This window comes from Terracoccus luteus (genome assembly GCF_003635045.1).
Taxonomy (GTDB): domain Bacteria; phylum Actinomycetota; class Actinomycetes; order Actinomycetales; family Dermatophilaceae; genus Terracoccus; species Terracoccus luteus.
In genome coordinates, this window is the sequence record NZ_RBXT01000001.1 from 2,224,516 (window position 1) to 2,243,393 (window position 18,878).

The window sequence follows — 18,878 nt, forward strand, 5'->3', positions numbered from 1 at the left end:
CGCAGACGGACGCTCAACACGCCCATGGCACAGAACAAAAGCAACGGGGCCACGTCGACAGAGGTGCCGAAGGCGAACGAGCACACGCCCACCAGAACCGCGGCACAGGCCACGACGCTGATGTAACGCGTGACCGACGCGGGCTGACGAGCGGCTTCCCCCTTCACCGGCACCTCACCAGGACATTCTCTCCTATGACGAACCCGGCGCCACCTATGACCAGGGGCCCGATGATCGCGCTGAAGCGAACATCAGGCCCCTGGAGTTGTGGGTCAGCGCGGGTTCCAGCTCCAGATGTTGCCGATGACGGTGATCACGGTGGTGACGGTCTCGTTGCTGGCGAGATTGAGCAGGAGGGTGGAAAGCATGAAGTACTCCTTCAGGGTGGGATGGGAAAAGACCCCTGTGGCACGCCTGGGGACGGACGACGGAACCGAGCCTCGGGGGACGAGGCACCAGTCTGCCAAAATCGGACGAAAAGGACAAAACCCCTATACCCAATCCTGTCCAAACTTCTACAAGGCTACTGCAGGGCGAGACGATTTAGTGACTTCTCGGTCGGTGTGAGACCATCTGAAACCTGTCTGTCCGTCGCACATCACCGCAGGTGAGAGCCCATCTCGGGGCATAGACGGACAGAACGCACCACGACGTCGAGTAGAGAAGAGCAGACGATGAGCAAGCGCGCCCGCAAGCGCCGCTCCCGCAAGGGCAACGCCGCCAACCACGGCCGCAAGCCCAACGCCTGAGCGCAGTTGATCACGACAGAAGGGCCCGTCCCCCAGGGGACGGGCCCTTCTGCATGCCGTGGCTGCTCCTGCGCCGGTCAGCTCACGACGTAAGGATCGTCAGCGGCCTTGCTCGAGCTCGACGACGGTGAGCGAGATCCGACTCATGATCGTCGACCGCAGTACGTCGGGCGCCTGCTCGCTCCCGCAGGACCGCTTGACGATCGCCTTGAGAGTCGTGTCGAGGTCGTACTCCTGCAGGCACGGGGCGCACTCGTCGAGGTGAGCCTGGATCTTGGCGCAGTCGTCGGGGCCGAGCTCACCGTCGAGGAACTCGAACACCCGCAGGAGCGCTTCGGAGCATTCGGCCTTGGACGGCGCCGCGGGCGAGGGCGACGAGGTCGACTCGCCCGTCACACCGGGAGGCATCCACCCGGGCTCGCTGCCCGCGAGGGTCTGCTGCTCGCGTGTCCTGTCCTCGTTCACGACGCTGCTCCCTTCACACCCGTGCCCGTCGCCGCGAAACCGCGGCCGGCGGCGTAGCCGGCCAGCTTCTCGCGCAGCTGCCGGCGACCGCGGTGAAGGCGACTCATCACGGTGCCGATCGGGGTGTCCATGATCTCGGCGATCTCCTTGTAGGCGTAGCCCTCGACGTCGGCGAAGTAGACCGCTAGGCGGAACTCCTCCGGGATGTCCTGCAGCGCCCGCTTCACGTCGCTGTCGGGGAGGTGGTCGAGCGCCTCGGCCTCGGCCGAGCGGAGGCCGACCGACTGGTGCGACTCCGCGCGCGCGAGCTGGTAGTCCTCGATCTCGGCGGCGTCCGACTCCAACGGCTGCCGCTGCTTCTTGCGGTAGCTGTTGATGTACGTGTTGGTGAGGATGCGGTACATCCAGGCCTTGAGGTTCGTGCCCGGGCGGTACTGGTGGAAAGCCGCGTAGGCCTTCGCGAAGGTCTCCTGGACCAGGTCCTCGGCATCGCTCGGGTTGCGCGTCGTGCGCAGGGCGGCGCTGTAGAGCTGGTCGAGCAACGGCATCGCCTCGCGCTCGAACCGGGAGCGACGTTCCTCGGTCGTCTCGGTGGAGACGTCTGCGGTGGCATCCGCCTGAGCCTGCACGTCGAGGTCGTCGACCGTGGCTGCCACCGTCGTCGCCGTGGTGTCCTTGTCCTTGGTTGTCATCGCTTCCCACCCTAGCCGGGACGCAGAGGACGGCGGTCTCGTGGAGACATCGGCAACGGGCGCCAGCCCTGCCCCCGTGTCCCTTCGCTCCAGACTCATCAACATGCAATCGTCAACGACGGCCACGCGAGGGGCATTCCCACCCTTCGAGTCATACCGGCCCACCCGCCGGCGGCCTCAGACTTCCGAGCTTGTTTCCGGCCTGGAAACGGCTTTGGGCTCCGAGAAGATCCATGACCGCGCGGACGTCGCTAGCCACTGTTCGGCGTGATACGCCTACCCGACGGGAGATGGCGTCGTCCCCGAGCCCTTGCGCGAGGAAACACGCGACGGCGAACTGGCGACGATTCAACGGCGGCAAGTCAGGGTCCTCCAACACCGGTGTCGCAAGCTGCCACGCGGACCTCCATACGCCGAGCGCAAGCCCAACCCAATCCTCTCGGGAGGCGGCCCAGATGGTGTCGTGGCCACTCGTTGCTCGAAGACCGGCATAGACCACCACAGACTCGTCGAGGAGGATCATCGACAGGGGAACAGGACCTGTTCTCACAATGGGGTACTGAGAGCTGACCAACGGATTCGCCACCAGGCCGCTTTCAGCGAGGATCAGGCGGGTGTTGTGGCCCGCACGACGTGAGCGTTCATTGAGCTCGTCCCAGGGGTCCTCGGCGAAAAAAGGCAGACGCACCTGCATGTTCCACACAGATCGGCGCACCCGGGCTTGCAGTGTGGCCAGGACCCCGGGCAGCCGCGAATCTGCGTAGCCGAGCAGTTCGAGCCCAGCTACCTCGGCGCCGGTGAGCACATCCAACTCAGACCCGCGGACGGCACGCACGAAATCGTCAGCGAGAGCGAGCAGCTTCCGGTCACCCGCCCCCGGATCGCGGGTTGTCTGCGGGCCTGGCGAACGTGGACGGCCGATGGCAGGAGAGGATCGGCGGGCGTCACCATCTCCCTGCGCCACGATGCACCTCCTCAGCGCGACCCTTCGACGTTACCGTCACGTAACCCCGACCGTAAGCCGTCTCGCCCCCGGCCGCAGGCGGCGGGATGCCGGCCGGCTCAGTGCCGCAGCACGTCGAGTCCCTGCGCCGCCGTCGTCAGCGCCGCCGTCAGAGCCGCGCGGGAGCCCGCGGGGAAGGAGTGGGCACCGGCCACCTCGAACAGCGTCGCACCGTCGGGCAGGTGGGCCCGCACCTCGTCGGGGGTCCCGAAGGGGTCGGTGCGGCCGTGGACCAGCCACGACGGCGACGGGGCCAGGGCCAGCTCGTCCGCCCTCAGCCGGTCCGGCCGACCGGGTGGGTGCAGCGGGAAGCTCAGCAGCAGGGAGCCGTCGGCCTGCACCTGCGCCCCGGTGCGACAGGCGACCCGCGCGCCGGCGCTGCGTCCGCCGACGACGAGGGGGCGGGGCAGCCGCGCACGCCCGGCCAGGAGCGACCGCACGACCGGCACCCACGCCTCGTCGAGCGTCGGGGGGCGCCCGGCGATGCGCCGCCCGGCGACGAGCCACGGCTGCTCGACGAGTACGAAGGCCCAGCCCTCCCCCGTCAGCACCTCTCCGGCCACGGCCAGGTCGAGGGCACCGAGCCCACCGCCCGCGCCGTGGCCCAGCACGACCGTGCCGCGTGCCCCGCGAGGCCGTCGGACGTGGGCGCGGGCGGCGCCCTGCGGGGTCTCGACCTCGCGCACCGACGTCGTGACCGGCATCCTCAACCCTCGAAAAGGGTTGCACCGTCGATGATCTCGCCGGTCATCGGGTCGACGACGCCCTGCAGCTCCTCCGCGGGTGCGGGCTCGACGAGTCCGGGACCGTTGTTGCTCGTCGCTCCGACACCGCGGCCGACGGGGTGGGCGACGAAGCGGCCGGGGTCGGAGTACTCGAGCAGGCCGCGCACGACCTCCGGGTCCTTCTCGTCGGGGTCGAGCCAGTCCCACCATTGGTCGCGGTCGAGTACGAGCGGCTGTCGGTCGTGGATGCGGTCGAGGCCGGGCTCGGCGGCCGTCGTGATGATCGTGAACGTCGTCAGCCACGCGTCGGGGTCGTCGTCGGGCAGGTCGCGGTCGCGCCAGAACTCGTAGAGCCCGGCGAACGCGACGGGGTCGCCGTCGGCGCGGTGGACGAAGAACGGCTGCTTGCGCGGCTTGCCCTTCGCGTCCGTCGCCGTGGGGCTGGCCTGCCACTCGTACCACCCCTCGGCGGGCACGATGCACCGCCGGGACAGGGCCGCCTTGGCGAAGGCGCCCTTGCCGAGCACCGACTCGGCCCGGGCGTTCGTCATGCGCTGGCCGATCTTGACGTCCTTGGCCCACGAGGGCACGAGCCCCCACGTGAGCAGGCGCAGCTGGCGGGTCGGGGCCGCCTCGGCGGCACTCTCGCGCGCCTCCCGTGGCGCGCGGGTCAGCACGACGAGCGCCTGCTTCGACGGGGCCATGTTGTAGTCGGGCTCCCCCGGTGGCGGGCTCTGCGGTCGCTTGAGCAGCGACCGCGTCGGCTCGTCGCTGTGGTCCTCATCGACGTCGAACGCCTCGACCAGCTCGTCGGGCCGGGCGCTGGCGGCGTACCTCCCACACATGGCGCCAGCGTATTGCGGATGCCGGTGGGCGAGGGGCCCGAGGTCGCCGCCCTCGGCCGCCACCCCGGGGGCCGAGGGTATGTCGATAGCGTAGGACCCAACCGATCCACGACGGTGGCACCGACGGTGCCCCTCCAGGAGGACAGCCCCATGATCGTTCGTCGTCTGGCCCGCCCGTTGCTCGCGTCCGTCTTCATCGCCGGAGGCATCGACGCGCTGCGCAACCCCGCGGCCCGCACCGACCGGGCGGCCAACCTGCTCGAGAAGGTGCCGAGCGACTCGGTGCCGAACGACCCCGACCTCGTCGTGCGCGTCAACGGCGCGGCCCTGCTCGGCGGTGGGCTCCTGCTCGCGACCGGCCGGCTGCCGCGCCTGGCCTCGACGGTGCTGGCCGCCTCGATCGTGCCGACGACCGCGATCGAGCACGCGTTCTGGGACGAGACCGACCCCGCGAAGAAGGCCCAGAGCCGCAGCCTCTTCCTCAAGAACGTCGGCCTGCTCGGCGGGCTGCTGCTCGCGAGCGTCGACACCGCCGGCAAGCCGGGTCTCGCCTGGCGCGCCCAGCAGGCCGGCCGCACGACCCGGCGCGAGGCCCGTCACGCCAAGCGTGCGGCCCGCCGCGAGGGCAAGCTGCTGGCGGCCCGTGCCCACGACGTCGTGAGCTGAGGTCGTCCCCGAGTGAGTGCGCATCCCGGGGCTCGCGACGGCGAGCCGACCGACGGCGACTGGACCGCCCCCCGGGCCACCGGCCCCCTCGACGCGACCGTCGTCCTGCCCGGCAGCAAGTCTCTGACCAACCGCTACCTCGTCCTCGCGGCGCTCGCCTCCGACCGGTCGCGCCTGCGGGCCCCCCTGCGCTCGCGCGACACGCTGCTCATGGCGCAGGCCCTGCGAACCCTCGGTGTCGGCGTCGACGACGTGCCCTCGGACCCGGCCGACGCCGTCGGAGGGCCCGACTGGATCGTCAGCCCACCCGACGCGCTGCGCGGCGACGTCGACGTGCACTGCGGCCTCGCCGGCACCGTCATGCGGTTCCTACCGGCTGTCGCGGTGCTGGCCGACGGTGACGTCCGCATGGACGGCGACCCCCAGGCCCGGGTGCGCCCGATGTCACCGGTGGTCGACGCCCTGCGCACCCTCGGCGCATCGATCGACGACGACGGCACCGGCTGCCTCCCCCTCACCGTCCACGGCGCGGGCCGGATGCCGGGTGGCTCGGTGACGATGGACGCCTCGGCCTCGTCGCAGTTCGTCTCCTCGCTCCTGCTCGCGGGCGCCCGCTACGAGCAGGGCGTCACCGTGCACCACGACGGCAAGCCGGTGCCGAGCCAGCCGCACATCCTCATGACCGTCGAGGCGCTGCGCGACGCCGGTGCGGTCGTCGACGACTCCGAGCCGAACACGTGGCGCGTGGAGCCGTCGGAGATCAACGCCCTCGACGTGTCCGTCGAGCCCGACCTGTCGAACGCCGGCCCGTTCCTCGCCGCCGCCCTCGCCGCCGGTGGCAGCGTGCGGGTGCCCGGCTGGCCCCAGCACACGACGCAGGCCGGCGACCTCATGCGCGAGATCCTCGACGCCATGGGCGCCGACGTGCGCCTCGACCGCACCGGCCTCACCGTGACGGGGGGCGACGAGCTCGTCGGCATCGACATCGACCTGCACGACGCCGCCGAGCTGACCCCGACCGTCGCCGCCCTCGCCGCCCTCGCCTCCACCCCGTCGTGGCTGCGCGGCGTGGCCCACATCCGCGGCCACGAGACCGACCGCCTCGCGGCCCTGTCGGCCGAGCTGGGCCGGCTCGGCGGCGACGTCGAGGAGACCGACGACGGCCTGCGCATCCGGCCGGCGGTGCTGCGCGGTGGGCGTTTCCGCACCTACCACGACCACCGGATGGCCACGGCCGGCGCCATCCTCGGGCTCCGGGTCGACGGCGTGACGGTCGAGGACGTCGGCACCACGGCGAAGACGCTGCCCGACTTCACCGGCCTGTGGCAGGGGATGCTCGACGGCGCGGACCCGTCCCGCCCGGTCGTCGGGCGCGACGGCTCTCGCGACGGCTCCCACGACGGCACCGTGCGATGAGCTGGCGCGGCCTCGACGAGAGCGACATCCGAGTTCGCCCCAGCCGCAAGGGGTCTCGTCCACGGACGAAGGAGCGCCCTGCGCACTCGGACGCCGTCGTCGCGATGGTCATCGGCGTCGACCGCGGGCGCTACACCTGCCTCGTGCCGAAGGGTGTTCTCGGCCGCAAGGAGCCGGAGCGCGTGGTGACGGCGATGAAGGCGCGCGAGATCGGGCGTACGCGCGTCGTCGTGGGCGACGACGTCGCCCTCGTCGGTGACCTCGCCGGCGGCCCTGACGCCTTGGCCCGGATCGTCCGCATCGAGGAGCGGAGGTCGGTGCTGCGTCGCACCGCCGACGACACCGACCCTTACGAGCGCATCATCGTCGCCAACGCCGACCAGCTCGTCATCGTCACGGCCCTGGCCGACCCGGAGCCGCGCCCGCGGATGGTCGACCGGTGCCTCGTCGCGGCGTACGACGCCGACCTCGACCCGCTGCTCGCCCTCACCAAGGCCGACCTCGTCGACCCGGCCCCGTTCCTCGCCAGCTACGCGCCGCTCGACGTCGCGCACGTCGTCACCTCCCGCGGCCCCGAGGTGGCAGGGGCCGACGGCGCCGGCAGTACCCGCGGCATCGTCGGCATCGAGGGCGTGCGCGAGCGCCTCGCCGGCAAGGTGTCGGTCCTCGTCGGCCACTCCGGCGTCGGCAAGAGCACCCTCGTCAACGCCCTTGTCCCCGACGCCCTGCGCGCCGTCGGGGTCGTCAACGACACGACGGGCCGGGGCCGGCACACGTCGACGAACGCCGTGGCGCTGCGCCTGCCCGGCGACGACGACGGCTGGGTCATCGACACGCCCGGCATCCGGTCGTTCGGGCTGGCGCACATCGACGTCGACCACATCATCGACCACTTCCCCGACCTCGCCGCGGGTACGGACGGCTGCCCCCGGGGCTGCACCCACGACGAGCCCGAGTGCGCCCTCGACGAGTGGGTGGAACAGGGTCGCGCGGGGGCCGCCGGCCCCTCGCGGCTCGAGTCGCTGCGCCGGCTGCTGTCGAGCCGCTCGACGCCTGACTGAGCCGCGGCGCAGGCGGGTCCGAGCCGCCCCGGCCCCCCGGTAGGTTGGGCCGGGTGACCTCCTACGACGACGACCTCCGCCTGGCGCACGTGCTCGCCGACGCCGTGGAGAGGGTGACGACCTCGCGCTTCCTCGCCGCCGACCTCGTCGTCGAGAGCAAGCCCGACCTCACCCCGGTGACCGACGCCGACCGTGCCGCCGAGGAGCTGATCCGCAGCCAGCTCAAGCGGACCCGTCCGCGGGACGCGGTCGAGGGCGAGGAGTTCGACACCACGGGCCGCGGCCAGCGCCGCTGGGTCATCGACCCCATTGACGGCACGAAGAACTTCGTCCGCGGTGTCCCGGTGTGGGCCACCCTCATCGGCCTCGTCGACGAGGGCCGCCCCGTGCTCGGCCTCGTCTCGGCGCCGGCGCTGCAGCGCCGCTGGTGGGCCGCCGTCGGATCCGGAGCCTGGACCGGGCGCTCCCTCACCTCGGCGCGCCGCATCTCGGTCTCGAAGGTGAGCGACCTCTCCGACGCCTCGATGAGCCACTCGTCGCTCGGCGGCTGGCGCGAGCGGGGGCGGGGCGCCGAGGTGCTCACGCTCATGGACGACTGCTGGCGCAGCCGCGCCTACGGCGACTTCTGGTCGTACATGCTCGTCGCCGAGGGCGCGGTCGACATCGCCGCCGAGCCCGAGCTGGAGGTCCACGACATGGCCGCCCTCGTGCCCATCGTCGAGGAGGCCGGCGGCCGCTTCACCGGTCTCGACGGCCGCCCCGGGTGCTGGAGCGGCAACGCCCTCGCCACCAACGGGCTGCTGCACGACGAGGTGCTCGCGCGCATCGGCCTGCCGGCACGGGAGGGCTCGGGATGACGGAGCCCGAGCGCCCCCGCGCCGTCGTGCGGCGGGCCACCCCCGACGACTCCGCCGCCCTCGCGCGGGTCGCGGCGGCCACCTTCGCGCTGGCCTGCCCGCCCGGCATGGCCATCGAGCGCATCGACGCCTTCATCGACGGGGTGCTCTCACGCGCCCGTTTCGACGACTACCTCGCCGACCCCGACCGGGTCGTCCTGCTCGCCGAGGCCGACAGCGCCGGTGACGCCGCCGTGGGCTACGCCATGCTCGTGGCCGCCGAGCCGGGTGATCCCGACGTGGCCGCCGCGGTGACCCGCCGGCCCACCGTCGAGCTGAGCAAGATCTACGTGCTGCCGCAGGCGCACGGCACGGGGGCCGCCGCCCGGCTCATGGCCGCCGGCCTTCGGTGGGCCGGTGAGCGCGGCGCGGCGGGTGTGTGGCTCGGCGTCAACCAGCAGAACGAGCGGGCCCAGCGCTTCTACCGCAAGTCGGGGTTCGAGGTCGTCGGCACGAAGCGCTTCCTCGTCGGCGACGCCTACGAGGACGACTTCGTCATGGAACGCCCGCTGCCCGCGGGCGACGCCTGACACCGCCGCCGGACTCCCCCGAGCCGGTGGCGACCCTCAGTCGCGCACCACGGTGACGGGCCCGAGCCCCAACGCCTCGACCTGCTCGGCATGGGCCGACGCGTCACCGACGACGACGATCGTCCAGCCCGCGCCACGCGACCCCGTGCCGATGCCGGCCCCGGACGCGAAACGGGCCCACGCGGCATCCACCCGCTCGCTCGTGACCGTGGCGAGGTCGTGCAGGTTCGAGGTCGTGAACTCCGTCGTGCGGCCGTCGAGGGCCATGCTCACGGCCTCGTCGGCGATGGCGTCGGCGGTGGCGTAGCGGCCCGGCGCCGTCTTGGAGATGAAGTCGACCCCCATGCGCACCTCCTCGTCGGTGAAGCCGCCGGAGGCGCCCTCGAGGATGTCGACGAGCAGGCCGACCGACTCCGCCGTCACGTCGGCGCGCACCGAGCCGTACGTCAGGAAGCTCCCGCCGCCGCGGCGGGGCCGGAAGACCGAGCGGGCGCCGTAGGTGTAGCCCTTCTCCTCGCGCAGCACCGCGTCGACGCGCGCCGTGGGCGAGCCGCCGAGCACGAAGGCGAGGGCCGGGTAGGGCGCCCAGCCGCCCGGCGCCGAGCGGTCGGGGCCGGGCGCGCCGACGACGAAGTCGCTCTGCACGGCTCCGGGGCGGTCGACGAGCACGATGTGGGCGCGGTCGGCCGCGTAGCGCGTCGTGCGCTCGACGTGGCGCCCCCTAGCCGGTCCGCTGCGCCAGCCGCCGAGCGCGGCCTCCACGAGGGCCGGGACGTCGAGGCCGTCGAGGTCGCCGGCGACGACGATCGTCGAGCCGGATGCCGTGACGTGGGCCCCGTGGTGCGCCACGACGTCGTCGCGGGTCACCGCACCTACGGTGGCGGCCGAGCCGCCCGTGGGCCGCGAGATCCGCTCGTCGTCGGCGTAGAAGGTGTCGACGAACGCGAGCATCGCCCGGGCCGCGCCGACCGAGCGCTCGTGCTCGATCTCGGCCAGCCGGCTGCGCACGTGGCGGGCCACCTCGACGGCCGGGAAGGCGGGCTCGGTGAGCACCTGGCGCAGCAGGTCGAGGGCCGGCTCGAGGGTGCCCTTGACGACGTCGAGGTCGATGGACAGGCCGGAGTCGGAGACGCCCGCGCCGTACCCGATGCCCTTGCGCTCGAGCAGGCTCTGGAACTCCTCGGCGGTGTGGTGCTCGGTGCCCTCGTCGAGGGTGCGAGCCATGATCGTCCCGACGCCCTCCCGGTCGCGCGGCTCGCTGTCGAGCGGCACCGGCACACCGAGGCGCACCGAGAGCACGTACTGCCCGGGGACGTCGTAGGTGAGCAGCCGCAGCCCGTTGGGCAGGTCGTGCGTGCCGGCCGGGGGGAAGTCCCACGGCGCCGGCGGCTCGACGGTGGGGCGGGGCACGGCCACGGCGTCGTCGGAGGTGAGGGTGCTCATGCCGCGGCCTCCTGCGTGCGTCCGTCACGCGGTTCGCCGTCGTCGTGCGGGTCACCGTCGTCGCGCTGGTCGCGGTCGGTGAGGTAGCGCACCACCGCGCGCGAACCGGGGTCCAGCCATGCGGCCGCGGCGGCCCGGACGTCCTCGGCCGTGACGGCGGCGAGCTGGTCGACGTAGGTGTTGACGTAGCCCGGGTCGCCGGTGAGCATCGCGTGGTGGCTGAGGTGGTCGGCCCGCTCCTCGATGCTCGCCAGGGCACTCAGCCACGAACGCTCGGTGTCGGCGACCACGGACTCGAGCTCGACGGCATCCGGGCCCTCGGCGATGAAGCGGGTCAGCTCCTCGCACACGGCGGTCTCGACGGCGTCGGGGTCGGCGCCCTCGGCGACGTCGGCGGTGATGGCACCGAGGCCGACACCGTCGACCAGGCCCATGCTCCAGCCGCTCACCGACACCGCCGTCTCGTCATTCCGCACGAGCCGGCGCATGAGGCGCGAGCTGGCGAGGCCGCCCACGACGTCGAGGGCGACCGTCGTGGCGAGGTACTCGGGGGTCGCGTCGACGGGGATGCGGAAGGCGAGGTAGACGCGGTCGTTCGGGACGTCGCCGACGCGGTCGAGGCGCACGACGTCAGCGAGCGGGGGCAGCTGCTCGTGACGGCCCCGGCGCTGCAGCTCGATGGCGGGCAGGGCGCCGAAGTAGCGCTCGGCCGCGGCGAAGCCCGCCTCGGGGGTGACGTCGCCGACGAGCGTGAGCACCGTGTTGTTGGGGCCGTAGTGCGCGCGGAAGAAGGCGTGCACGTCGTCGACGGTGGCGGCGTCGAGGTCGTCCATCGAGCCGATCGTCGGGTGGTGGTACGGGTGGTCGGCGGGGAACACGGTGGCGTAGAGGTCGATGAGCGCGCTGCCGTAGGGCACGTTGTCGTACCGCTGGCGCTTCTCCTCCTTGACGACGTCGCGCTGGTTGTCGAGATTCTCCTGCGTCACGGCGTCGAGCAGGTGGCCGTGCCGGTCGGCCTCGAGCCACAGCGCGAGGTCGAGCGCGCCTGTCGGCACCGTCTCGAAGTAGTTCGTGCGGTCGAACCACGTCGTCGCGTTGAGGCGCGCCCCCTGCGCCATGAGGGCCGAGAAGTGCTCCCCCGAGGCGACGTTGCGGCTGCCCTGGAACATGAGGTGCTCGAAGAGGTGGGCGAACCCGGTGCGCCCCGGGGTCTCGTGGCGCGAGCCGACCCCGACCCAGAGGTTGACGGCGACGTTGGGCACCGTGTGGTCCTCGGAGACGACGACGCGCAGGCCGTTGGCGAGGGTCCGCTCGACGATGGGATAGGAGATCGGGGTCACCTCCTCAACCTACGTGACACCCCCGACCGCCACCCGTCGGTCTCCCCCTGCGGGAGCGTGCGGGAGCGTGACGTGAGCGTGTCGGGAACCCGGCGGCGACCCGCCGACGTCCTCGCCCTGCGGGGCGGGCGGGAACGTACCCTCGTCCCCAGGCAGGCGGGACACGTGCAGCGACGGGGGGATGCCGGTGAGCGAGCGACCGGGGGACGTGCAGATCGACTCGAGCCAGGCCGCGACGCTCAACGCCGCCGCGTGGCTGCGTCATTGGGGCCACCCGGACGCCCAGGCGACCGACCGCGGGGCCGACGGGGCGGTCGACGTGTGGTCGACGACGGCGCTGGCCCGGGTCTCGTTCGAGGCCGCGCCGGTCGGGGCCGACACCGTGGCCGCCGTCGTGGCGGCGGCCGCCCGTGACGGAGGCAAGCGGCCCTACGTCTTCTCCGGCGCCGGCTTCACCGCGCAGGCCGTGGCCCACGCCGACGCCGTCGGGGCCGCGCTCGTCCGCTACGACCTGCGGGGCGGGGTGACGCCGGCGAGCTCGGCCGCCCCCGGTCTCGGGGTCGTCCCGGGGGCGGCCGGTGTGCCGCCCACCGCTCCCCTGCCGACGTCGGTGGACGCCGAGGCCAGGCACCGCCTGCTGCTTCGGGCGTTGCCGTCCTTCCCCCGCGACCAGGTGCGGTGGTGGACCAGGACCGCGTACGAGCACTCGGTCTCGAGCCGGTCGGCGCCGGCCGGCGGCTGGTGGCGGCGCAACTGGACGTTCACCGCCGCCGGTGTCCTCGGCCTGTCGACGGTCAACAACATCGCCCAGGCGGCCACCGAGACGATCCCCGCCAACCCGGGCGGCAACGTCACCACGCTCTTCATCGCCGGGGGCCTGACCTTCCTCGGCGTGCGTCGGCGTCGGCGGGCGGAAGCCTGGCGTCGGCACCAGGCCCGGCCGACGGGCGTGCACGAGCTGCCCAGCGAGGTCGCCGACGTCGTGCTCAACCTGCCGACCGTCGCCCACCACGGCGCCCCGTCGACGGTGGCGCAGTTCGAGCGGGTGCGGGCCGAGCTCGACTCCTACCTCGAGGAGGGCGAGTTCGTCACCGACGCGCTCGTCTGGGCCTACTACGTCCGGCCCCAGTCGGCCGGCACGCTGCGAGACTGGGTCGACTCCCGCCCGGCCCGGATGGCCCAGGTGCCGCGCGGCTGGTGACGCCAGCGTCACGGCCGCCCTCGCGACCTGTCTGACGGCTGCGGCCGCGGCGACAGGCTCAGGGAACGACGAAGGCCCGGACCGTGTGGTCCGGGCCTTCGTCGTGACACGTTGGTAGCGGGGGCAGGATTTGAACCTGCGACCTCCGGGTTATGAGCCCGGCGAGCTACCGAGCTGCTCCACCCCGCGTCGGTGATCCCTACGGTACAAGACCGCGGCGGTCACACCAAATCGCGTCGTGCAGCAGCCCGGCCCGGCTACGGGTTGCCCGTCGCGGTGTCGCGCGGCGAGGCCCCGACAGCGCGCTCGAGCGCCGCCTTGAGCTTCTCCTGCGCGGCGCCGTAGGCGGTGAAGTCGCCCGCCTTGAGGGCGGCCTGACCCTCGGCGTACGCCGTCTCGGCGTCCTGCAGCGCCTGCTGCAGCACGGCCGGGTTCGGCGTCCCCGACGGGGCGGGGGTGCTCGCCGACGGGGCCGGCGACGACGGGGTGGCGCTCGGCGTGCCCGACGGCGTCCCGCTGGGGGTGCCGGTCGGGGTGTCCGGCGTCTCGGTGCCGTTGTCACCGGCGTTCGCGCCCGACTCGCCCCCGAAGAGGTCGTTGAGCGCCGCGTCGAGCGAGCCGGCCCACGCGATCTTCGAGCCGAACGCCACGGCCACCGCCGACAGGCGCGGGTAGGAGCCCGACCCGGCCGACTTCGCCTGCACGTAGATGGGCTGCACGTAGAGCAGGCCACCGCCGACGGGCAGGGTCAGCTGGTTGCCGAAGATGACGTTGGCGCCGGTCGAGCTCGTCGTCGAGATGAACTGCGCGAGGGTCAGCTGTCGGCCCAGGCTCGCGTCGTTCGAGGTCACCGTCGAGCTGCGCATGTCGTTGTAGACCTGCCCCGGGCCCTTGACGTTCTGCCCCGTCGTCTCGAGCAGCCTCAGGGTGCCGTAGCTGCTCGACTTCTTGCCGTCCTCGCTGCCGGCGTCGCCGTCGACCGCGATGAAGCCCGAGAGCACGTTGCGGTCACCGGTCGGCATGAAGGTCGAGGTGAGCGAGAAGGCGGGCGCGCTCTGCCCCGGCATGGCGAGGGACAGGTAGTACGGCGGCTGCACCGGGTTGACGAGCGCGGCCTGCTGCTGCGTCGGGTCGTCGGGCACGCGCCAGAAGTTCTGGCCGCCGTAGAAGGAGTTGGCGTCGGTGTCGTGGTAGCGCGTGAGCAGCTGGCGCTGCACCTTGAAGAGGTCCTCGGGGTAGCGCAGGTGCTGCATGAGGGAGCCCTTGATGTCCGAGAGCGGCTTGACGCTGTCGGGGAAGATCGACATCCAGGCCTTCAGCACCGGGTCGCTCTCGTCCCACTGGTAGAGCGTGACGGTGCCGTCGTACGCGTCGACGGTCGCCTTGACCGAGTTGCGCACGTAGTTGACCTGGCCGGCCTGCACGGCCTGCACCGAGCGGCGAGTGCTCGTCACGGCGTCCTCGGTGACGCTGTCGAGGGTCGTCATCTCCGAGTACGGGTAACCGGAGGAGGTCGTGTAGCCGTCGAGCACCCACAGCACGCGACCGTCGACGATCGTCGGGTAGGCGTTGCCGTCGAGCGTCAGCCACGGCGCGACGCGCTGCACCCGCTCGCGCGGGGTGCGGTGGTCGAGGATGCGCGAGTCGTTGGTGACGGCATCCGACAACAGGAAGTTGATCTCGCGGTACTTGACCGCGTAGGCGATCCGCTTGACCGCGTCGAGCTGCACGCCGCCGAGCCCGTCGTACTCGTTCGTCTTCTGACCGGTGCCGGCGGGGTCCGGGAAGTCGAACTCCTTCTTGCCGCCGCCGACGATGGAGTACTCGGGCGAGCTCTCACCGAAGTAGATGCGCGGCTGGTAGTCGCCGAGCAGGCCCTTGCTACCGATCTGCGACTCGATGAAGGTCGGCTCGCCGTTGTCCTCACGGGTGTTGCCGCGAGCAGCGACGAGGCCGTAGCCGTGCGTGTACACCGTGTGGTCGTTGAGCCAGTTGCGCTGCCCGTCGGGCACGCCGTCGAGGTCGAGCTCGCGCGCGGCCACGACGGTGTCGGTCGAGGTGCCGTCGATGTCGTAGCGGTCGACGTCGAGCACGTCGGCGAACTGGTAGTAGCCCTTGCTCGCCTCGAGCTGCTTGAACGTCGGGCTGACGACGTTGGGGTCGATGAGCCGGATGCCGGGGACGGTCGCCGCGTCGGCGGCGAGCTGCCCGGGGGCGGCGACGTCCTTGGTGCTGTAGCCCTTGACCTCGGTCGCGTCGAATCCGTAGGCGGCCCGGGTCGCGTCGATGTTGCGCTGGATGTACGGCACCTCGAGCGACTTCTCCGAGGGCTTGACCTTGAGCGACTGCACGAGTGCCGGGTAGATGCCGCCGACCGCGACGACGATGACGGCGAGGGTGGCGACGCCGACGACGGGCAGGCGCCACGAGCGGGTCCAGATGACGGTGAGGAAGAGGACGGCGCACATGACGGCGGCCAGCGCGAGGATGCCCTTCGTCGGGATGACGGCGTGCGACTCCGTGTACTGGATGCCGGTCATGCGCGTCGACTGCGCGGTGGCGAGGTTGTAGCGGTCGACCCAGAAGCCGACGGCGCGCACGAGCACGAGCGCGGCCGCGATGACCGACAGGTGCACGCGGGCGGCCTGCGTCGAGCGCGTGCGCTGCCCGGCGACGATGCCGCCGTAGAGGTAGTGCACGAACGCCGCGACGATGAAGCCGATGACGAGCACCATCGTCAGGAAGCCGATGACGAAGTTGATCCACGGCAGGGTGAAGACGAAGAAGCCGATGTCCATCTGGAACTCGGGGTCCGTCGTGCCGAACGGCGTGCCGTTGCGCCAGAGCAGGAAGGTGTCCCACTGCGTGGCGGCCGACAGGCCGGCGAAGAGGCCGATGGCGAGCGGAGCGGCGATCGTCACGGTGCGGCGCATCGGCTCGACGACCTGGCGGTAGTGCTCCATCGCCTGGGTGTCGGGCGACGGCGCGTAGATCGGCCGGTTGCGGTAGGCGAAGTGGATGCTCGACCAGACGACGGCCGCCATGACGAGGCCGCCGACGACACCGAGCGCCACCTTGGCGACGATCTGCGTCGTGAACACGCCGGTGAAGGACACCGACTGGTACCAGAGCACCTCGGTCCAGAACTGGGCCGCGATGGCGAGCGCCACCGCGATCGCGGCCGCGACGACGAGCGCCGTCACGAGGGGCCGCCGGTTCGGGGGCTGCTGGGCCGCCTCGGGTCGTCGGGGCGGGCTCGGCTCGCCGCCGCCGGAGCTGGGCCGGGGTGGGCCGAAGTCGCTGTCACTCACGTGGTGTCTCGCCTCGTCGGGCTGGGCATGGTCGGGCGTGCCGGGCGGGACACGTGCGTACACCTGCGTGCAGATGCCCTCGACGGGATGCCGTAGGGGTGACCGCCCGCGCACACCTTAACCCGGGTCCGCGACGGTTCCGTGGGGCTGAGGGGCGCTCCCCCGGGAGCGTGACGACAGTGTGACCGACCCGTGACCGGGAGGTCGCCGGGCACCGTGACGGACGCGTGCGGCACGATGGGCGCGTGAGCTCGCAGCCGGTCATCGACCCCCTCTCCGTCGCCGCCCTCGACACCGAGCGCCACGTCGCCGCCGCGGGGTGGGACCAGCCCGCCCGGCTGTTCGCGCTCGTGCGTACCGCCGAGCTGCTGCGCCGTGAGCCCCAGCTCGAGGCCCAGATGGGTGCGTCCGACCGCGCCGAGGGCGCGCTGACCGCGATCGAGCAGGAGGGGCTGCCGACGACGACCTCGCTCGAGACCCTCCTCGGGCGACTGGCCTGGCCCGACGAGGTCGACGGCTGCGCCTTCGCCATCGAGCGCATGGTCGTGCCGCCGGAGGCCGAGCGCGACCTGCCCGCCCGCAGCGAGGCGGCCGTCGAGGCGCTCGCGAAGCACCCGGACCGCAAGGACGTCCGGCTGCTCGTCGCCGTGCTGCGCGACGGCAGCTCGATCTGCCTGCTGCGCCAGCGCGACCACGACTCCGACGACGCCGTCGCGACGGGCAAGGACATCGCCCCCGGCATCGTCGAGGCGCTGCGGGCCAGCCTCACCCCCTGACGGGTCCTGCCCCCCTGCGGTCGCCCGCGCCCGCCTCGACCAGGCTGCGGCTCAGCCGCTCAGCAGCGCGGTGGCTCAGCAGCGCGGCAGCGCGCCCGTGTCGCCCTTCGCGATGGCCTCGACCGCGGCCCGCCCCTGGTCGAACGTCGAGACCTTGAAGACCTCCAGCCCGTCGGGGACGTTGCCGACGACCTCGTCGCAGTTGTCGGCGGGGGCGAGGAAGAAGTCGGCGCCGCCGTCGCGCGCCCCGGCCATCTTCTGCTTGATGCCGCCGATGGGGCCCACGTCGGCGGCGTCGTCGATCGTCCCGGTCCCGGCGATGCGTCGGTCACCGGTGAGGGAGCCCTCGGTGAGCTTGTCGTAGATGCCGAGCGAGAACATCAGGCCCGCCGAGGGTCCGCCGACGGCGCCGGCGTTGATCGTCACCGTGGCAGGGAAGTCGTGGTCGAGCCGCAGGAAGGTGCCGAGCGCGGTGCGACCGTTCTGGCCGGCCACGGTCGTCACCTTCGCCTGCACGCGCTCGCCGCCCTTGCCGCCCCGGGTGACGACGACGTCGACCGGCTGCCCGACCTCGACCTTCTGCAGGCCGTCCACGACGTCCTGCGCCTGCCGCACGTCGACGCCGGCGACGCTGACGAAGCGGTCGCCCGCCCGCAGGATGCCCTTGGCCTTCGAGTCGGAGGTCAGCCCCGCCACGGTGATGTAGGTCGGGACGTCCTGCCCGATCGCCCGCAGCGCCACGGCGGTGGCCTCCTGCTGCGAGCCCTCCATCTGCACCGAGTTCTCCTCGGCGATCTGCTCCTGGGTCGCCTGGGGGTCGAAGACCTCGTCGACGGGCTGTACGTCGCGGGCCGGGTCGACCCACGCCCCGAGCACGTCCCAGAGGTCGACGGGATAGCCGGGGCCACCGGCGATGCTCACGGTGGTGAAGTCGAGCGCGCCGTCGGTCGGGTAGGTCGGCAGGCCCGAGACCGCGATGAGCGGCACCTGCTTGCCGTCCTGCTCCTGCGTGCCCAAGGTGTCGACGATCGGCCCGGGGCTCGTCACCGCGTAGGGCAGGTGCACGAGCGAGCCGGCCACGAGCACGACCAGGGCCGCGAAGAAGGCGCCGAGGGTGACCTTGTTGGCCCGGCTGAGCCGGGTGTCCTCGGGCGCCGAGGAGGCGTCACCGCCAGGGGTCGCCGGGTCGAGGTCGCGCCGGATGGTGCGCCTCACGGCAGGCCGACCCACTCGTCCGCCCCGTCGGCGAAGCGCTGGTGCTTCCAGATCGGCACGGTGGCCTTGAACTCGTCGATGAGCTCGCGGCAGACGTCGAAGGCCTCGCCGCGGTGGTGGGCGCTGACCCCGACGACGACGGCGACGTCCCCGACCTCGAGGTGTCCGGTGCGGTGCACGACGCCGATGCGCACGCTGCGCCCGTCGGCGGCCAGCCGGTCCGCGAGGGCGCGCGCGGTCTCGGCGGCCTGCGGGTGCGCGGAGTAGTCGAGGTGGGCCACGACGTCGGGCTCGCCGTCCTCCCTGCCGTCGTGGTCGCGCACGGTGCCGACGAAGAGGCAGATGCCGCCGGCCGTGGGGTCCGAGACGCTGTGGAGCACCTCGTCGACGGACAACGGGGTCTCTCGGATCTCGGCCAGCACGACGGTCACGTGCGTCATCGTATGTGGCCGGCCTCGGCGACCACGCGGTGTCACCCGGTGTCACCCCGGTGTCACCCCGGACTCGATGCGGACCCGACGTGGGCGCGACGCGGGGGCACCTC

18 protein-coding genes and 1 tRNA gene are annotated in these 18,878 nt (G+C 72.4%); 8 read left to right on the forward strand and 11 right to left on the reverse strand.

Translation table 11 applies throughout. The annotated features are described in order from the left end of the window. Positions 1 to 674: 674 nt before the first annotated feature. A complete protein-coding gene (locus DFJ68_RS19080) occupies positions 675 to 749 on the forward strand; it encodes a 50S ribosomal protein bL37 (protein WP_369791897.1) in 75 nt (24 codons plus the stop codon). 99 nt (positions 750 to 848) lie between these two features. Here DFJ68_RS19080 and rsrA read toward each other — a convergent pair whose 3' ends face one another. The 5 genes from rsrA to DFJ68_RS10075 form a co-directional block, all read right to left on the reverse strand. Then, a complete protein-coding gene (gene rsrA, locus DFJ68_RS10055; RefSeq protein ID WP_245963576.1) occupies positions 849 to 1,214 on the reverse strand; it encodes a mycothiol system anti-sigma-R factor in 366 nt (121 codons plus the stop codon). After that, positions 1,211 to 1,906, reverse strand: coding sequence for a sigma-70 family RNA polymerase sigma factor (locus tag DFJ68_RS10060; protein WP_245963577.1), 696 nt, complete (start codon positions 1,904 to 1,906; stop codon positions 1,211 to 1,213). The genes rsrA and DFJ68_RS10060 overlap by 4 nt, the downstream gene beginning before the upstream one ends. Before the next feature lie 151 nt (positions 1,907 to 2,057). Continuing rightward, a complete protein-coding gene (locus tag DFJ68_RS10065; RefSeq protein ID WP_147431557.1) occupies positions 2,058 to 2,870 on the reverse strand; it encodes a helix-turn-helix transcriptional regulator in 813 nt (270 codons plus the stop codon). Positions 2,871 to 2,968: 98 nt separating this feature from the next. Further along, positions 2,969 to 3,613, reverse strand: a complete 645-nt coding sequence (locus DFJ68_RS10070) for an alpha/beta hydrolase family protein (protein ID WP_121032883.1) — start codon at positions 3,611 to 3,613, stop codon at positions 2,969 to 2,971. A gap of 2 nt (positions 3,614 to 3,615) precedes the next feature. Beyond that, positions 3,616 to 4,479: an SOS response-associated peptidase gene (locus DFJ68_RS10075; RefSeq protein ID WP_121032885.1), complete on the reverse strand. Its 864-nt coding sequence runs from the start codon at positions 4,477 to 4,479 to the stop codon at positions 3,616 to 3,618. A gap of 150 nt (positions 4,480 to 4,629) precedes the next feature. Between DFJ68_RS10075 and DFJ68_RS10080 the strand changes: the two genes are divergently transcribed. From DFJ68_RS10080 to DFJ68_RS10100, 5 genes are read left to right on the forward strand one after another with little or no spacing between them, the layout of a single operon-like run. After that, entirely contained in the window at positions 4,630 to 5,145 is a 516-nt protein-coding gene (locus DFJ68_RS10080) for a DoxX family membrane protein (protein WP_121032886.1), read from the forward strand. 12 nt (positions 5,146 to 5,157) lie between these two features. Continuing rightward, entirely contained in the window at positions 5,158 to 6,561 is a 1,404-nt protein-coding gene (gene aroA / locus DFJ68_RS10085) for a 3-phosphoshikimate 1-carboxyvinyltransferase (RefSeq protein ID WP_121032888.1), read from the forward strand. After that, positions 6,558 to 7,622: a ribosome small subunit-dependent GTPase A gene (gene rsgA / locus DFJ68_RS10090; protein WP_121032890.1), complete on the forward strand. Its 1,065-nt coding sequence runs from the start codon at positions 6,558 to 6,560 to the stop codon at positions 7,620 to 7,622. Before aroA ends, rsgA begins: the two co-directional genes overlap by 4 nt. Positions 7,623 to 7,675: 53 nt before the next feature. After that, positions 7,676 to 8,479 carry a histidinol-phosphatase gene (gene hisN / locus DFJ68_RS10095; RefSeq protein WP_121032892.1) on the forward strand — a complete coding sequence of 268 codons (804 nt, stop codon included), beginning with the start codon at positions 7,676 to 7,678 and terminating at the stop codon, positions 8,477 to 8,479. Further along, the gene (locus DFJ68_RS10100; protein ID WP_121032894.1) at positions 8,476 to 9,048 is read left to right on the forward strand and encodes a GNAT family N-acetyltransferase; all 573 of its coding nucleotides are present in this window, start codon (positions 8,476 to 8,478) and stop codon (positions 9,046 to 9,048) included. Before hisN ends, DFJ68_RS10100 begins: the two co-directional genes overlap by 4 nt. 36 nt (positions 9,049 to 9,084) lie before the next feature. Here DFJ68_RS10100 and DFJ68_RS10105 read toward each other — a convergent pair whose 3' ends face one another. Both DFJ68_RS10105 and DFJ68_RS10110 read right to left on the reverse strand, forming a co-directional pair. Continuing rightward, positions 9,085 to 10,491, reverse strand: a complete 1,407-nt coding sequence (locus DFJ68_RS10105) for a M16 family metallopeptidase (RefSeq protein WP_121032896.1) — start codon at positions 10,489 to 10,491, stop codon at positions 9,085 to 9,087. After that, positions 10,488 to 11,831 (reverse strand): M16 family metallopeptidase, encoded by a 1,344-nt coding sequence (locus tag DFJ68_RS10110; protein ID WP_121032898.1) that lies wholly within the window; start codon positions 11,829 to 11,831, stop codon positions 10,488 to 10,490. Before DFJ68_RS10110 ends, DFJ68_RS10105 begins: the two co-directional genes overlap by 4 nt. A gap of 187 nt (positions 11,832 to 12,018) precedes the next feature. Between DFJ68_RS10110 and DFJ68_RS18270 the strand changes: the two genes are divergently transcribed. Beyond that, positions 12,019 to 13,032, forward strand: a complete 1,014-nt coding sequence (locus DFJ68_RS18270) for a hypothetical protein (protein ID WP_170165742.1) — start codon at positions 12,019 to 12,021, stop codon at positions 13,030 to 13,032. Positions 13,033 to 13,144: 112 nt separating this feature from the next. Here DFJ68_RS18270 and DFJ68_RS10120 read toward each other — a convergent pair. Further along, positions 13,145 to 13,221: transfer RNA gene (locus tag DFJ68_RS10120), tRNA-Met, on the reverse strand. Between the two features lie 68 nt (positions 13,222 to 13,289). Next, complete coding sequence (locus tag DFJ68_RS10125; protein WP_121032900.1) at positions 13,290 to 16,343, reverse strand: UPF0182 family membrane protein; 3,054 nt, start codon at positions 16,341 to 16,343, stop codon at positions 13,290 to 13,292. 245 nt (positions 16,344 to 16,588) lie between these two features. Between DFJ68_RS10125 and DFJ68_RS10130 the strand changes: the two genes are divergently transcribed. Beyond that, a complete protein-coding gene (locus DFJ68_RS10130; RefSeq protein ID WP_121032901.1) occupies positions 16,589 to 17,119 on the forward strand; it encodes a PPA1309 family protein in 531 nt (176 codons plus the stop codon). A gap of 75 nt (positions 17,120 to 17,194) precedes the next feature. On the opposite strand, the gene DFJ68_RS10135 is transcribed toward DFJ68_RS10130, so the two are convergent. Beyond that, positions 17,195 to 18,334 (reverse strand): YlbL family protein, encoded by a 1,140-nt coding sequence (locus DFJ68_RS10135; RefSeq protein ID WP_121032903.1) that lies wholly within the window; start codon positions 18,332 to 18,334, stop codon positions 17,195 to 17,197. Continuing rightward, positions 18,331 to 18,774, reverse strand: a complete 444-nt coding sequence (locus DFJ68_RS10140) for a molybdenum cofactor biosynthesis protein MoaE (RefSeq protein ID WP_121032905.1) — start codon at positions 18,772 to 18,774, stop codon at positions 18,331 to 18,333. Before DFJ68_RS10140 ends, DFJ68_RS10135 begins: the two co-directional genes overlap by 4 nt. Between the last annotated feature and the right edge of the window lie 104 nt (positions 18,775 to 18,878).

What these genes read in the sequence shown, in the direction of transcription:
- DFJ68_RS10060 (WP_245963577.1), bottom strand. Translation starts at nt 1,906, where the DNA reads ATGACAACCAAGGACAAGGACACCACGGCGACGACGGTGGCAGCCACG.
- DFJ68_RS10070 (WP_121032883.1), bottom strand. Translation starts at nt 3,613, where the DNA reads ATGCCGGTCACGACGTCGGTGCGCGAGGTCGAGACCCCGCAGGGCGCC.
- DFJ68_RS10075 (WP_121032885.1), bottom strand. Translation starts at nt 4,479, where the DNA reads ATGTGTGGGAGGTACGCCGCCAGCGCCCGGCCCGACGAGCTGGTCGAG.
- DFJ68_RS10080 (WP_121032886.1), top strand. Translation starts at nt 4,630, where the DNA reads ATGATCGTTCGTCGTCTGGCCCGCCCGTTGCTCGCGTCCGTCTTCATC.
- rsgA (WP_121032890.1), top strand. Translation starts at nt 6,558, where the DNA reads ATGAGCTGGCGCGGCCTCGACGAGAGCGACATCCGAGTTCGCCCCAGC.
- DFJ68_RS10100 (WP_121032894.1), top strand. Translation starts at nt 8,476, where the DNA reads ATGACGGAGCCCGAGCGCCCCCGCGCCGTCGTGCGGCGGGCCACCCCC.
- DFJ68_RS10105 (WP_121032896.1), bottom strand. Translation starts at nt 10,491, where the DNA reads ATGAGCACCCTCACCTCCGACGACGCCGTGGCCGTGCCCCGCCCCACC.
- DFJ68_RS10140 (WP_121032905.1), bottom strand. Translation starts at nt 18,774, where the DNA reads ATGACGCACGTGACCGTCGTGCTGGCCGAGATCCGAGAGACCCCGTTG.